Origin of the sequence: Cellulosimicrobium sp. PMB13 (assembly GCF_051294865.1) — a bacterium.
In the GTDB taxonomy this organism is placed as follows: domain Bacteria; phylum Actinomycetota; class Actinomycetes; order Actinomycetales; family Cellulomonadaceae; genus Cellulosimicrobium.
This window is the reverse complement of sequence record NZ_CP145910.1, coordinates 2597285-2611401: the sequence shown is the minus strand read 5'-3', so window position 1 is coordinate 2611401 and position 14117 is coordinate 2597285. Positions and strand designations below refer to the sequence as shown.

At 73.4% G+C, this 14117-nt stretch carries 7 protein-coding genes; all 7 read left to right on the top strand.

All coding sequences use genetic code 11. The features are described from left to right. The first annotated feature begins 59 nt into the window (after window positions 1–59). Entirely contained in the window at window positions 60–1181 is a 1122-nt protein-coding gene (locus V5D56_RS11715; RefSeq protein WP_435735515.1) for a LacI family DNA-binding transcriptional regulator, read from the top strand. A 119-nt stretch (window positions 1182–1300) separates the two neighbouring features. Then, entirely contained in the window at window positions 1301–3601 is a 2301-nt protein-coding gene (locus V5D56_RS11710) for a glycoside hydrolase family 6 protein (RefSeq protein WP_435735514.1), read from the top strand. Between the two features lie 190 nt (window positions 3602–3791). Further along, on the top strand, window positions 3792–5462 hold the full coding sequence (locus V5D56_RS11705; protein ID WP_435735513.1) for an endo-1,4-beta-xylanase: 1671 nt from the start codon (window positions 3792–3794) through the stop codon (window positions 5460–5462). A gap of 239 nt (window positions 5463–5701) precedes the next feature. After that, a complete protein-coding gene (locus V5D56_RS11700) occupies window positions 5702–8413 on the top strand; it encodes a cellulose binding domain-containing protein (RefSeq protein WP_435735512.1) in 2712 nt (903 codons plus the stop codon). A gap of 99 nt (window positions 8414–8512) precedes the next feature. Continuing rightward, window positions 8513–9496, top strand: coding sequence for a DNA topoisomerase IB (locus V5D56_RS11695; RefSeq protein WP_435735511.1), 984 nt, complete (start codon window positions 8513–8515; stop codon window positions 9494–9496). Continuing rightward, complete coding sequence (locus tag V5D56_RS11690) at window positions 9493–11097, top strand: SDR family oxidoreductase (protein ID WP_435735510.1); 1605 nt, start codon at window positions 9493–9495, stop codon at window positions 11095–11097. The genes V5D56_RS11695 and V5D56_RS11690 overlap by 4 nt, the downstream gene beginning before the upstream one ends. 102 nt (window positions 11098–11199) lie before the next feature. Further along, a complete protein-coding gene (locus V5D56_RS11685; protein WP_435735509.1) occupies window positions 11200–14073 on the top strand; it encodes a glycoside hydrolase family 9 protein in 2874 nt (957 codons plus the stop codon). Window positions 14074–14117 lie beyond the last annotated feature (44 nt).

Below are 14117 nucleotides of genomic sequence, written 5' to 3'. Positions count from 1 at the left end.
GTCCTCGTCGTCGAGTCCTGATATGCATCATGCACCCAAACCGGGCACAGTGTGGGAGCGTGACCACAATTCCCTCGCCGGGGGCATCGTCCTCCGGCGCTCCGGCGCCCGGAGAGCGGCGCATCACGATCACGGACGTCGCCCGTGCGGCGGGCGTCTCGATCGCCGTCGTCTCGTACGCCCTCAACGACCGTCCCGGGGTGTCCGAGCGCACCCGGCGGCACGTCCTGCGCACGGCCGCCGACCTGGGCTGGCGGCCCAGCGCCGCCGCGCGCTCCCTGCGCGCGCGCTCCCGGAGCGTCAGCCTGCAGGTCGTCCACGGACCGGAGGGATCCCTGGGACCGGCGCGCGCCGTCGCGCTCGCCGCGGGCATGCGGCCGGCGCTCGCCACGCACGACCTCGCCCTGAGCGTCGAGGTGGTCTCCGACCGGGAGGAGGGCGGTCGCGACATCGAGGCGGGCTGGTCGGAGCGGCGGCACGCGGCGTTCGTCGTCACGGGCGTCCACGAGCGCGACCCCCGACGGCGGGTCGCCCGGGACGGCACGATCCCGCTCGTCGAGGTCGCGGACGGCACGGGGCCCGGCGAGCGCCCCGGCGTGCCGCAGGACAGCGTGCCCGACGCCCCCGTGTGGTTCGCCGGCGACGCCGACGCGCGCGCCGCGCGCTACCTCGTGGAGCTCGGGCACCGCCGGGTCGCCCTCCTCGTCTCGGACGCCCATGACGACGTCGCGCGCGCCCTGCACGACGCGATGAGCGGCGCCGGCGGCCCCGAGACGCGGGTCGAGCTCGTGGAGTGCCGCACGTGGGAGGAGACGCGCGCGGCCGCCACGCGCCTGCTCGCGCACGCGTCCCGTCCGACGGCGGTCCTCACCGACGGCGACGTCAACGCGCTCGCCGTGCTCGAGGCCGCCCGGCGCCGTGGTCTCGAGGTGCCCTGGGACCTGTCCGTCCTGTCCGGGGAGGACTCGGCCACGTGCCGCCTGGTCGCACCCGCGCTCACCGCCGTCCACCGCCCGTTCGTCCCGCTCGGCGCCCACGTCGCCGAGACGCTCGTGCACCGGTTCCGTCTGGGACGGGCCGTCGCCCGGACCGACGACCACGAGGCCGGGGGCAGGCCCGGCGCGGCCCCCGTGGCGAAGCTCGTCCTGCGCGGGACGACGGCGCCACCCCGGTCCGCCTAAACGTTTCGCACGGTGTGCATCGGCGCTCCGGATGATCACGGTGGTCCCCGTCGGGCTCCTCGCCCGGCACGCGGGCCGGTGTCCGGTGCCCGCGTCACCCGAACACGTTGGAGGAACCCGTGCCATCCCGATCGAGTCGACTGCGCAAGGGCGCGACGGTCGTCGCCTCGCTCGCGCTGCTCGCCGCCCCGCTGGTCGCCGTCACGGCACCCGCGAGCGCCGCCGAGCCGCGAGTGAGCAACCCGTTCGCCGGAGCGACCCAGTACGTGAACGACTTCTGGTCCGACAACGTCGAGGCGGCCGCCGGCCGCGCCGGCGGCGACCTGGGCTCGCAGATGCTGGCCATCGCCGACGAGCCCACCTCGGTGTGGATGGACCGGATCAGCGCCATCGAGGGCAACGCCGACGGCCCCGGCCTGCGCCACCACCTCGACGCCGCGCTCGCGCAGAAGCAGCCCGGCGTGCCGATGGTCTTCAACCTCGTGATCTACGACCTGCCCGGCCGCGACTGCTACGCGCTCGCCTCGAACGGCGAGCTCAAGCCCACCGCCGCGGACATGCAGCGGTACAAGACCGAGTACATCGACGTCATCGCCGACATCCTCGACGACCCGAAGTACGAGGCGCTGCGCATCGCCGCGACGATCGAGCCCGACTCGCTGCCGAACCTCATCACGAACATCAGCACCCCCGACTGCCAGGCCTCCGCGCCGTACTACCGCGAGGGCGTGACGTACGCGCTGGACGCGCTGCACGACGTGGGCAACGTCTACTCGTACATCGACGCGGCGCACGCCGGCTGGCTCGGCTGGCCGTCGAACGCCGGGCCGGCGGCGAAGCTCTTCAAGGAGGTCGTGCTCTCCACCGAGGCGGGCTACGCCTCCGTCGCGGGCTTCGTCACCAACACCGCGAACTCGACGCCGCTGCACGAGCCGTTCCTCGAGGACATCCAGGTCGGCAGCACCCCCATCCGCTCCGCGACCTTCTACGAGTGGAACGCCGACTTCGACGAGACCGACTGGACCGCGCACCTCTACGACCTGCTGGTCGCCGAGGGCTTCCCGACGTCGATCGGCATGCTCATCGACACGTCGCGCAACGGCTGGGGCGGAGACGCCCGTCCGACCGCGGTGAGCACGTCGACGAACCACAACACCTACGTCAACGAGTCCCGCGTCGACAAGCGCATCCACCGCGGCGCGTGGTGCAACCCGTCCGGCGCCGGCATCGGTGAGCGCCCGCAGGCCACGCCCGCCGGCTTCCCCGAGTCCCACCTGCACGCCTACGTGTGGGTCAAGCCTCCGGGCGAGTCCGACGGCGCGTCGACGGACATCCCGAACGACCAGGGCAAGCGGTTCGACCGCATGTGCGACCCGACGTTCGTCTCGCCCAAGCTCGCGAACCAGCTCACGGGAGCCCTGCCGGGCGCCCCGCTCGCCGGTCAGTGGTTCGAGTCGCAGTTCCAGATGCTCGTCGAGAACGCCTACCCCGCGATCGAGGGTGGCGGCGAGGTCCCGGACGACACCACGCCGCCGACCGTCCCGACCGGCCTCGTGGCCGGCGCGACCACCGCGACGTCCGCGGCCGTGAGCTGGACCGCGTCGACGGACGACACGGGCGTGTCCGCGTACACCGTCCTGGTCGACGGCGCGGCCGTGGGCACCACGGCGACGACGTCGTACACGATCACGGGTCTGGACGCGGACACGTCGTACGCCGTGACCGTCCGCGCTCGCGACGCCGCGGGCAACGTCTCGGCCGCGTCGGCACCGCTCACCGTCACGACCGACGAGGACGGCGGGTCCGGCGAGGACACGCAGGCACCGACCGCCCCGACGGGTCTGCGCGTCTCCGGCGTCACGACGTCCTCCGTCTCGCTCGCGTGGAACGCGTCGAGCGACGACACGGGCGTCGACGGCTACCGCGTGTACCGCGACGGCACCCAGGTCGCCGAGGTCACGACGACCTCGTACACCGACACGGGCCTGGCGGCCGGGACGGCGCACGTCTACGCGGTGCGCGCCGTCGACGCGGCGGGCAACGTCTCCGCGACGTCCGGCACGGTGACCGGCACGACCGAGGACGACGGCGGCGAGCCCACCGGGGCCTGCACCGTCGCCTACACCGCGAGCTCGTGGAACACCGGGTTCACCGGGTCCCTGCGGCTCACGAACGACTCGGCCACCGCATTGCAGAACTGGACCCTGACGTTCGACTTCGCCAACGGTCAGACGATCACCCAGGGCTGGTCGGCGCAGTACGCGCAGTCCGGCTCCGCGGTCACCGTCACCCCGGCGGCGTGGAACACCACGCTGGGCGCCGGCGCGAGCGTCGAGATCGGCTTCAACGGCTCCCACGCGGGCACCAACACCGAGCCGACCTCCTTCGAGCTGAACGGCGCGGCCTGCACCGTCGCCTGATCTCCTGACCGGTGGCCGGGGCGCGCAGGGGCGCCCCGGCCACCGGCTCCACGACGTGCCGCCCGACGATTCCCACCGGGAGGTCGTGCGGCAGGTAGAAATCGTTATCGATATCGTTCCCGACATCGCCGTCGGGAAGTGATCCCACCCGCAGCGGGCCGCACGTCGGCCCACGCTTGGAGAGTGCACCATGCGCAGGAACAGCATCGGACGATCGCTCGCGACGACGCTCGCGGCCACGGCTCTCGCCGCCGCGACCGTCGTCCCCCTCGCCACCACGGCGAACGCCGCCACGGAGCCGCTCGGCGACGCGGCCGCCCGGCACGGCAAGACCGTCGGCTTCGCGCTCGACCCCGGCCGGCTCTCGGAGAGCGGCTACCGGGCCGTCGCCGACCGCGAGTTCTCGCTCGTGGTCGCGGAGAACGCGATGAAGTGGGACGCGACCGAGCCGTCGCGCGGCTCGTTCTCCTGGGGCGCGGCGGACCAGGTAGCGAGCTACGCGGCCGCACAGGGCGCGGACCTCTACGGGCACACGCTCGTGTGGCACCAACAGCTCCCGGGCTGGGTCCAGGGACTGTCGGGCACGGAGCTGCGCACGGCGATGACCGACCACGTCACGGCCGTCGCCGGGCACTTCGCCGGCGACGTCGAGGCGTGGGACGTCGTCAACGAGGCGTTCGAGGACAACGGCACCCGCCGGCAGAGCGTCTTCCAGCAACGCCTCGGCGACGGCTACATCGAGGACGCGTTCCGCGCCGCGCGGGCCGCCGACCCTGACGCCGACCTGTGCATCAACGACTACAGCACGGACGCCGTCAACGCGAAGAGCACGGCGATCTACGACCTCGTGCGCGACTTCAAGGCCAGGGGCGTGCCGATCGACTGCGTGGGCTTCCAGGCGCACCTGATCATCGGCCAGGTCCCGTCGACGCTGACCCAGAACCTCCAGCGGTTCGCCGACCTCGGCGTGGACGTGCGCATCACCGAGCTCGACATCCGCATGAACACCCCCGCCGACGCGTCGAAGCTGGCGCAGCAGGCGTCCGACTACGCGAAGGTCTTCCAGGCCTGCCTCGACGTGGACCGCTGCACGGGCGTGACGCTGTGGGGCATCACGGACAGGTACTCGTGGATCCCCGACGTCTTCCCGGGGCAGGGCGCCGCGCTCGTCTGGGACGACGCATACACGGCCAAGCCCGCGTACGCCGCGATCGCCCAGGCGCTCGGCGCGCAGGACGACGGCTCGGGCGGCGACGACCAGGCGCCGTCGGCCCCGACGGGCCTGCGGGTCTCCGGTGCCACGTCGTCTTCGGTGTCGCTCGCGTGGAACCCGTCGACCGACGACACCGGGGTCACGGGATACCGGGTCTTCCGGGACGGGGCGCAGGTCGCCGAGGTCGCTGCGACGTCGTACACCGACACCGGGCTCGCCGCAGGGGCGTCCCACGTCTACGCGGTCCGCGCCGTCGACGCCGCGGGCAACGTCTCGGCGACGTCCGGCACGGTGACCGGCACGACCGAGGACGACGGCGGCGAGCCCGCCGGCGCCTGCACCGTCGCCTACGGCGCGAGCTCCTGGAACACCGGGTTCACCGCGTCCGTGCGGATCACGAACGACTCGGCCACCGCGTTGCAGAACTGGACCCTGACGTTCGACTTCGCCAACGGTCAGACGATCACCCAGGGCTGGTCGGCGCAGTACGCGCAGTCCGGCTCCACGGTCACCGTCACCCCGGCGGCCTGGAACACCACGCTGGGCGCCGGCGCGAGCGTCGACATCGGCTTCAACGGCTCCCACGCGGGCACCAACACCGAGCCGACGTCCTTCACCCTGAACGGCGAGAGCTGCACCGTCGCCTGATCGGACGCCGCAGCGGATGCCGCGAGCCCCGGGGCGTGCAGGGGCCGCCCCGGTCCGTGGCCTCGCGAGAACACGTGCCGACCCGGGCCGCGCCCCCGGCCCGGGTCGGCACGTCCGCGACCATGCTCCGAAACGTTTCACGCCTTCGATCGTCGAAGCGCTTCACCTAGCGTGGCGCGCGGCACGACGACGTGCCCGGGGGCTCGCCCCCGCCTCACGCACGAAGGAGTGAGAGACGGATGAGCTTGCGACCAGCCATCGCCGCGCTCGTCGGGTGCGGGCTCCTCGCCACGGGACTGGGGGCGGCCGCCGCGGCCGTCCCCGGGGTCGTGGCAGGGTCCGCCGCGAGCACGGCCACGACCGCTGCGGCGGAGTACGACTGGGGGAACGTCGAGATCGTCGGCGGCGGATTCGTCCCGGGGATCGTCTTCAACCGGACCGAGCCCGGCCTCGTCTACGCGCGTACCGACATCGGCGGCGCCTACCGCCTGGACCAGCAGACGCAGCGGTGGGTCCCGCTGCTCGACCACGTGGGCTGGGAGGACTGGGGCCACACCGGTGTGCAGAGCATCGCGACCGACCCGGTGGACCCGGACAACGTCTACGCCGCCGTCGGTACCTACACGAACTCGTGGGACCCGAACCCCGGCGCGATCCTGCGCTCGTCCGACCGGGGCGAGACCTGGCAGCGGACCGACCTGCCCTTCAAGGTCGGCGGGAACATGCCGGGCCGCGGGATGGGCGAGCGGCTCGTCGTCGACCCGCTCGACAACGACGTGCTGTACCTCGGGACGGAAGAGGGCCACGGCCTGTGGCGCAGCACCGACGCGGGCGTCACGTGGTCCGAGGTCACGTCGTTCCCCAACCCGGGCGACTACGTCCAGGACCCGACCGACACGAACGGGTACCTCTCCGCGAACCAGGGCGTGATCACCGTGGTGCCCGACCCCTCCACGGGCACCGCGGGCACGCCGACCCCCACGCTGTACGTCGGGGTCGCCGACAAGGAGGCACCGCTCTACCGCTCGACCGACGCCGGCGCGACGTGGGAGGCCGTGCCCGGAGCGCCCACCGGCTTCATCCCGCACAAGGTCGTGCTCGACGACGAGGGCGGCCAGCTGTACCTCGCGACGTCCGACACGGGCGGCCCGTACGACGGCGGCAAGGGCGACGTCTGGCGCCTCGACACCGCGACCGGGACGTGGACGCAGATCAGCCCCGTGCCGTCCTCGAGCGCGGACGCCTTCTTCGGCTACTCGGGCCTGACGATCGACCGCCAGGACCCGGACACGCTCATGGTCGTGAGCCAGATCTCGTGGTGGCCGGACATCCAGGTGTACCGCAGCACGGACCGCGGCGAGACGTGGACGTCGATCTGGGAGTGGTCCGGCTACCCGAACCGCGACCTGCGCTACTCGCTCGACATCTCGGGCGCGCCGTGGCTCACGTTCGACAAGCAGCCGGCACCGCCCGAGCCGAGCCCCAAGCTCGGCTGGATGACCGAGTCGTTCGAGATCGACCCGTTCGACTCCGACCGCTTCTTCTACGGCACCGGCGCGACCGTCTACGGCGGCACGAACCTCACGGCCTGGGACACGGGCGGGACGGTGGACATCTCCGTGAAGGCGCAGGGCATCGAGGAGACCGCGGTGCTCGACCTGATCGCGCCGCCCGGCGGCGCCGAGGTGATCTCGGGGCTCGGCGACATCGGCGGCTTCGTCCACGACGACATCACGCAGGTGCCGGACATGATGTTCACCCAGCCGTACCACGGCGCCGTGCACAGCCTCGACTACGCGGAGCTCGCGCCGTCGACCGTCGTGCGCGTCGGCCAGGGGGTCGACGGCGCGGTCGCGTCCCACATCGGTGTCTCGACGAGCGGTGGGTCGTCCTGGTGGGCCGGCCAGGAGCCGTCCGGGGTGACGGGCGCGGGGACCGTCGCGGTGGGAGCCGACGGCGGCCGCATCGTGTGGAGCCCGCAGGGCACCGGCGTGCACGTGTCGACGACGCTCGGCTCGTCGTGGACGGCGTCGACCGGCGTGCCGGCGGGGGCGCGCGTCGAGGCGGACCGCGTGGACCCGAAGGTGTTCTACGCGTTCGCGGCGGGCACCTTCTACGTGAGCACCGACGGCGGCGTCTCCTTCACCGCGTCGGCGGCGTCCGGCCTGCCCGCCGAGGGCAACGTCCGCTTCGCCGCGGTGCCCGGTCACGAGGGCGACGTGTGGCTGGCGGGCGGCACGACCGACGCGACGTACGGCCTGTGGCGCTCGACCGACCGGGGCGCGACGTTCACGCGCGTCCCGGGCGTCGACGAGGGCGACGCGGTCGGGTTCGGCAAGGCCGCACCGGGCGCCGACCACCCGGCGGTCTACACGTCGTCGAAGATCGACGGCGTGCGGGGCATCTTCCGCTCCGACGACGCCGGTGCGACGTGGGTCCGCATCAACGACGACGAGCACCAGTGGGCCTGGACCGGCTCCGTCGTCACGGGCGACCCCGACGTCTACGGCCGGGTGTACGTCGGGACCAACGGGAGGGGCGTCGTCGTCGGGGAGCTCACGGGCGACCCGGGGACCGAGCCGACCGAGGAGCCCACCGAGGAGCCCACCGAGGAGCCCACCGAGGGACCGGGTGACGCGAAGTGCTCGGTCGCGTACGACGTCGTCGGCGAGTGGCCGGGCGGGTTCCAGGCGAGGGCGCGCGTGACGAACACGGGCGACGCGCCGGTGGCCGGGTGGAACCTCACGTGGCAGTTCACCGCGGGCGAGCAGGTGGCCCAGGCGTGGGGTGGGACGGCGACGCAGACCGGCACCTCGGTGCAGGTCGCGGCGCCCGGCTGGGCGACGACGCTCGCACCGGGCGCGTCCACGGACGTCGGGCTCATCGGCGCCGGGACGGCCGGCACGCCCGAGTCCTTCGCCCTGAACGGCGAGGAGTGCGCGGCCTCGTGACGTGATGCGGCGGGGGTGGCGCGTGCCGACCAGGCAGGCGTCACCCCCGCTGCGGCGTTCCCGGCTGCGTGCGGCCGGGGGCGCCACCACACTGACCGGGTGCGACTGCGCCGCGTGTCCGTGACCTCGCCGGGGTACTCGCGCCGCCCCAAGGGCGACGCGTGGGTGTTCCTCGACGTCGACGGCGTGCCCCTGACCGACGAGGAGGAGCTCGCCCGCTGCACGCACCTGGCCGTCCCGCCGGCGTGGGAGGACGTGTGGATCTGCCGGTTCCCGAACGGCCACATCCAGGCCTTCGGTCGCGACGCCGCAGGCCGCGGCCAGTACCTCTACCACGAGCAGTGGCAGCGCACGCGCTCGCGCCGCAAGCACGACCACGTGCTCGACGTCGGGCGCCGGCTCCCCGCGGCGCGGCGCCATGTCGCGCGCGACCTCGAGCTGCCGGGGACGGGTCGCGAGAAGGTCCTGGCGCTGGCGTTCCGCCTCCTCGACCTCGCTTATTTCCGCGCCGGGGGCGAGATCTACGCCAAGCAGAACAAGAGCTACGGGCTCGCGACGATCCGCAAGGAGCACGCCCGCGTCCGCCGCGACGGGAGCGTGCACTTCCGCTACCCGGCGAAGTCCGGCCAGGTGCGCGACGTCGTCGTCGAGGACCCGGTGGTGGCGGAGCTCGTCTCGACGCTCAAGCGGCGTCGCGGCGGGGTCGAGCTCCTCGCGTGGCGCGAGGACGTGTCCGGACGAGCCGTGTGGCACGACGTGACGAGCGCCGACGTGCAGGGTGCGATCAAGGAGCGCCTCGGGCCGGACGCGACCCCCAAGGACTTCCGCACGTGGCACGCGACGGTGCTCGCGGCGCGTGCGCTCGCCGACGCCGGATCCCCACCGCGGTCCGAGCGCGCGCGGCGCCGCGTCGTGACGGGCATCGTCAAGGACGTCGCGGAGGAGCTGGGCAACACCCCGGCCGTCGCCCGGTCGTCGTACATCGACCCCCGCCTGTTCGACCTGTGGGAGCGTGGCGAGACGATCGGCTCGACGCGCTCCCAGACGCGGGCCGAACGAGAAGTCCTGGAGCTGCTCGGATGAAGATCGCCGTCACGGGTGTCACCGGCTACGTCGGCGGGCGGCTCGTCCCCGAGCTGCTGGCGGCCGGCCACGAGGTCCGGGCGCTCGCGCGCCACCCCGAACGGCTCAGCGGTCGCGACTGGGCCGGGTCGGCGCAGGTCGAGCTCGTCGAGGCGGACGCGAGCGACCTCGACCAGATCCGCTCGGCGCTCCAGGGCACCGACGTCGCGTACTACCTCATCCACTCGCTGGGCACCGGCCCGACGTTCGAGGCGCGCGACCGGCGCACCGCGCTGACGTTCGCGCGCGCCGCCCGCGAGGCGGGCGTGCGCCGCATCGTCTACCTCGGCGGGATGTTCCCCGACGTGCCCGAGGGCGAGCTCTCGCCGCACCTCGCCTCGCGCAAGGAGGTCGGGGAGATCCTCCTCGCGTCGGGCGTCCCGACGACGGTGCTCCAGGCGGCGGTGATCCTCGGCTCGGGCTCGGCGAGCTTCGAGATGATGCGCTACCTCACCGAGCGCCTGCCGGCGATGACGACGCCGAAGTGGGTCGACAACCGGATCCAGCCGATCGCGGTCCGCGACGTGCTGCGCTACCTCGTCGGCTCGGCGACGATGCCCGACGACGTCTCGCGCGCCTTCGACATCGGCGGACCGGACGTGCTCACGTACCGGGACATGATGCAGCGCTATGCGCGCGTCGCCGGCCTGCCGCGACGCCGGATCGTCAGCGTGCCGGTGCTCACCCCGAAGCTGTCCTCGCACTGGGTCGGCCTCGTCACCCCGGTGCCCAGCGGCATCGCGCGACCGCTCGTCGAGTCGCTCCAGCACGAGGTGGTGTGCCAGGAGCACGACGTCGCCCGGTACGTCCCCGACCCGCCGGGCGGTCTCCTCGGCTTCGACCAGGCCGTCGGGCTCGCGCTCCAGCGCATCCACGACGGCGAGGTCACGACGCGGTGGTCGTCGGCGTCGGTGCCGGGTGCGCCGTCAGACCCGCTGCCCACCGACCCCGACTGGGCCGGCGGGTCGCTGTACGTGGACGAGCGGCGGACCGTGGTCGACGCGCCCCACGACGTGCTGTGGCGGGTCGTCGAGGAGATCGGCGGCCAGGGTGGCTGGTACTCGTGGTCCCTCGCATGGCGCGTGCGCGGCCTCATGGACCGCGTCGTGGGCGGGCCGGGGCTGCGGCGCGGGCGGCGCGACGAGCACCGCCTGCGCGTGGACGACGAGCTCGACTGGTGGCGCGTCGAGGCGATCGAGCCGGGCCGACGGCTCCTGCTGCGCGCCGAGATGCGGCTGCCCGGGCTGGCGTGGCTCGAGCTGCGCGTCGACGACGCCGCCGCCGAGCTCGAGGACGCGACGAACCCGGACGCCCCCGGCCCGTCGCCCGAGGACGCGAGCGGACCGGGCCGCACGTACTTCGCGCAGCGCGCGCTGTTCCACCCGCACGGCCTCGCCGGCCAGCTGTACTGGTGGTCCGTGAAGCCGTTCCACGGCGTGGTGTTCGGCGGCATGCAGCGCAACATCGCGGAGGCGGCCGAGCGCGCCGCACGGCCCGGGGGCGACGGCGGGACGCCCGGCGACGGCGCGACGCCCGGTGGAGGCGCGGGCGCGCGGCGCTAAACGTTTCGCGGTCGGGCGTCTCCTTGACCGCCCGGCCGCGGGTCCGGACAGTGGCGACGACCTGCGCGTCGAGGATGACGCGCGGCGGACCGAGAGGCAGCCATGCATCCACGACCCTCCACGCGCGCCCGCGGCGCGGCCCGACGCGGGACCGCCACGACCACCGCTGTCGCCACGACGTGCGCCCTGCTCGCCACCGGCCTGACGGCCGTCGCCGCCCCGGCGTCGGCTGCCACGGAGCCGAACTACGCCGAGGCGCTCCAGAAGTCGTTGTTCTTCTACGACGCGCAGCGCTCGGGCGACCTGCCGGACGACTTCCGGGTGAGCTGGCGCGGCGACTCCGCGCTCGACGACGGTGCCGACGTGGGCCTCGACCTCACCGGCGGCTGGTACGACGCGGGCGACCACGTGAAGTTCGGGCTGCCGATGGCGTTCACGACGACGATGCTCGCCTGGGGTGCGATCGCGAGCCCGGACGGGTACGCGGAGTCGGGCCAGGAGGACGAGCTGCTCGACTCGCTGCGCTGGGTCAACGACTACTTCATCAAGGCCCACCCGGAGCCGGACGTGCTCTACGCCCAGATCGGCGACGGCGACGCCGACCACAAGTGGTGGGGCCCCGCGGAGGCGATGCAGATGGCGCGTCCGGCCTACAAGGTCGACGCCGCCTGCCCGGGCAGCGACGTCGCGGGCGAGACGGCGGCGGCCATGGCGGCGTCGTCCATCGTCTTCTCCGACTCCGACCCGGCATACGCGGCCGAGCTGCGCCGCCACGCCGTCGAGCTCTACGACTTCGCCGACACGCACCGCGGCAAGTACTCCGACTGCGTCCCGGTCGGGAGCTTCTACAACTCGTGGTCCGGCTACCAGGACGAGCTCGTGTGGGGTGCGTACTGGCTGTACGAGGCGACGGGCGACGCGTCGTACCTCGCGAAGGCCGAGCAGGAGTACGCCGGGCTGTCGACCGAGCCGCAGTCGAGCACCCGGTCCTACCGGTGGACGATCGCGTGGGACGACAAGTCCTACGGCGCCTACGCCCTCCTCGCCCAGGCGACCGGCAAGCAGCAGTACGTCGACGACGCGAACCGCTGGCTCGACTTCTGGACCACGGGCTACCAGGGCCAGCGCGTGCGCTACTCCCCCGGCGGCCAGGCCGTCCTCGACTCGTGGGGCTCGCTGCGCTACGCCGCGAACACCGCGTTCGTCGCGCTGACCTACGGCGACTGGCTGCGCGAGCGCGGCGACACGACCCGCGCGCAGACGTACCAGGACTTCGGCGAGCGGCAGATCGGCTACGCGCTCGGCGACAACCCGCGCAACGCGTCGTACGTCGTCGGGTACGGCGAGGGCTCCCCGCAGAACCCGCACCACCGCACCGCGCACGGCTCCTGGCTCGACTCGCTCGCCCAGCCGGTCGAGACGCGGCACGTGCTGTACGGCGCGCTCGTCGGCGGCCCGGGATCGCCGAACGACGCCTACACCGACAGCCGGACCGACTACGTCGCCAACGAGGTGGCGACCGACTACAACGCGGGCTTCACCTCGGCGCTCGCGTACCTCGTCGGCGAGCACGGCGGCACGCCGCTCGCCGGCTTCCCCCAGCCGGAGACGCCCGACCAGGCCGAGTTCGTCGTCGAGTCGAAGCTCAACCAGCCGGGGACGGCCTTCACGGAGATCAAGGCGATCCTGCGCAACCGGTCCGCCTTCCCGGCGCGCGTCCTCGACGACGTCCGCCTGCGCTACTGGTTCACGCTCGACGAGGGCGCGAACCCCTCGACGGTCCGCGCCACGACGAACTACTCCGAGTGCCCGGGCGCCACGGCGAGCGTCGGCCACGCCGGCGACGACCAGTACTACGTCGAGATCGACTGCTCGGGCTCGATCGTCTACCCCGGTGGTCAGTCGCAGCACCGCCGGGAGATTCAGTTCCGCGTCACCGCGGACGTGTGGGACGCGACCGACGACTGGTCGTTCGCCCGCGTCGCAACGGGAGAGACGCTCACGGACAACGACCGGATCACCCTCTACGAGGGCACCGAGCTGCTGTGGGGCGACGAGCCGGACCCCGGTTCCGAAGAGCCGGACACCACGGCGCCGACGGCGCCGGGGACGCCCGTCGTGCGCGACATCACCGCGACCGGTGCGACGGTCACGTGGGCGGCGTCCACCGACGCGGGCACCGGGGTCGGGACCTACGACGTGCTGCTCGACGGCGGGTACGTCGCCACCGTCACCGGCACGAGCCGCACCCTCACCGGCCTCGACCCCGAGACCACCTACCGCGTGAGCGTCGTCGCCACCGACCGCGCGGGCAACACCTCGGCACCGAGCACCGCGACGTCGTTCACGACCCTCGACGTTCCCGCGCCGGACACCACGGCGCCGACGGCACCCGGCACGCCCGTCGTGCGCGACGTCACCGCGACCGGCGCGACCGTCACGTGGGCCGCGTCCACCGACGTGGGCAGCGGCGTCGGGACCTACGACGTGCTGCTCGACGGCGAGCACGTCGCCACCGTCACCGGCACCAGCCACACCCTCACCGGCCTCGACCCCGAGACCACCTACCGCGTGAGCGTCGTCGCCACCGACCGCGCGGGCAACACCTCGGCACCGAGCACCGCGACGTCGTTCACCACGACCGATCAGCCGGCAGCGGCGGCGTGCGCGGTGCGGTGGACGTCGAGCGACTGGGGCAGCGGCGGGACCGTGACCCTGCGCCTGACCAACACCGGGCTCACGGCCCTCACGGGGTGGACGATCGGGTTCACCTTCCCGGCGGGCCAGACCCTGACCAACGGGTGGAGCGCCGCGTGGTCGCAGACCGGCACCGTCGTCACCGCGCGCTCCATGAGCTGGAACGGGACGGTGCAGCCCGGCGGCTCGGTCGAGCTCGGGTTCAACGTGACGCACGGCGGCACGAACACGCCTCCGGCGCAGATCACGCTCGACGGCGCGCCGTGCGTCGTCTCGTGACACCGACCGGGCGGCCCTGAGCGGGCGGGCCCACCCACGCAGGC

Excerpts from the sequence above, each read along its gene's own strand:
- V5D56_RS11705 (WP_435735513.1), top strand. The coding sequence starts at position 3,792 with ATGCGCAGGAACAGCATCGGACGATCGCTCGCGACGACGCTCGCGGCC.
- V5D56_RS11700 (WP_435735512.1), top strand. The coding sequence starts at position 5,702 with ATGAGCTTGCGACCAGCCATCGCCGCGCTCGTCGGGTGCGGGCTCCTC.
- V5D56_RS11690 (WP_435735510.1), top strand. The coding sequence starts at position 9,493 with ATGAAGATCGCCGTCACGGGTGTCACCGGCTACGTCGGCGGGCGGCTC.
- V5D56_RS11685 (WP_435735509.1), top strand. The coding sequence starts at position 11,200 with ATGCATCCACGACCCTCCACGCGCGCCCGCGGCGCGGCCCGACGCGGG.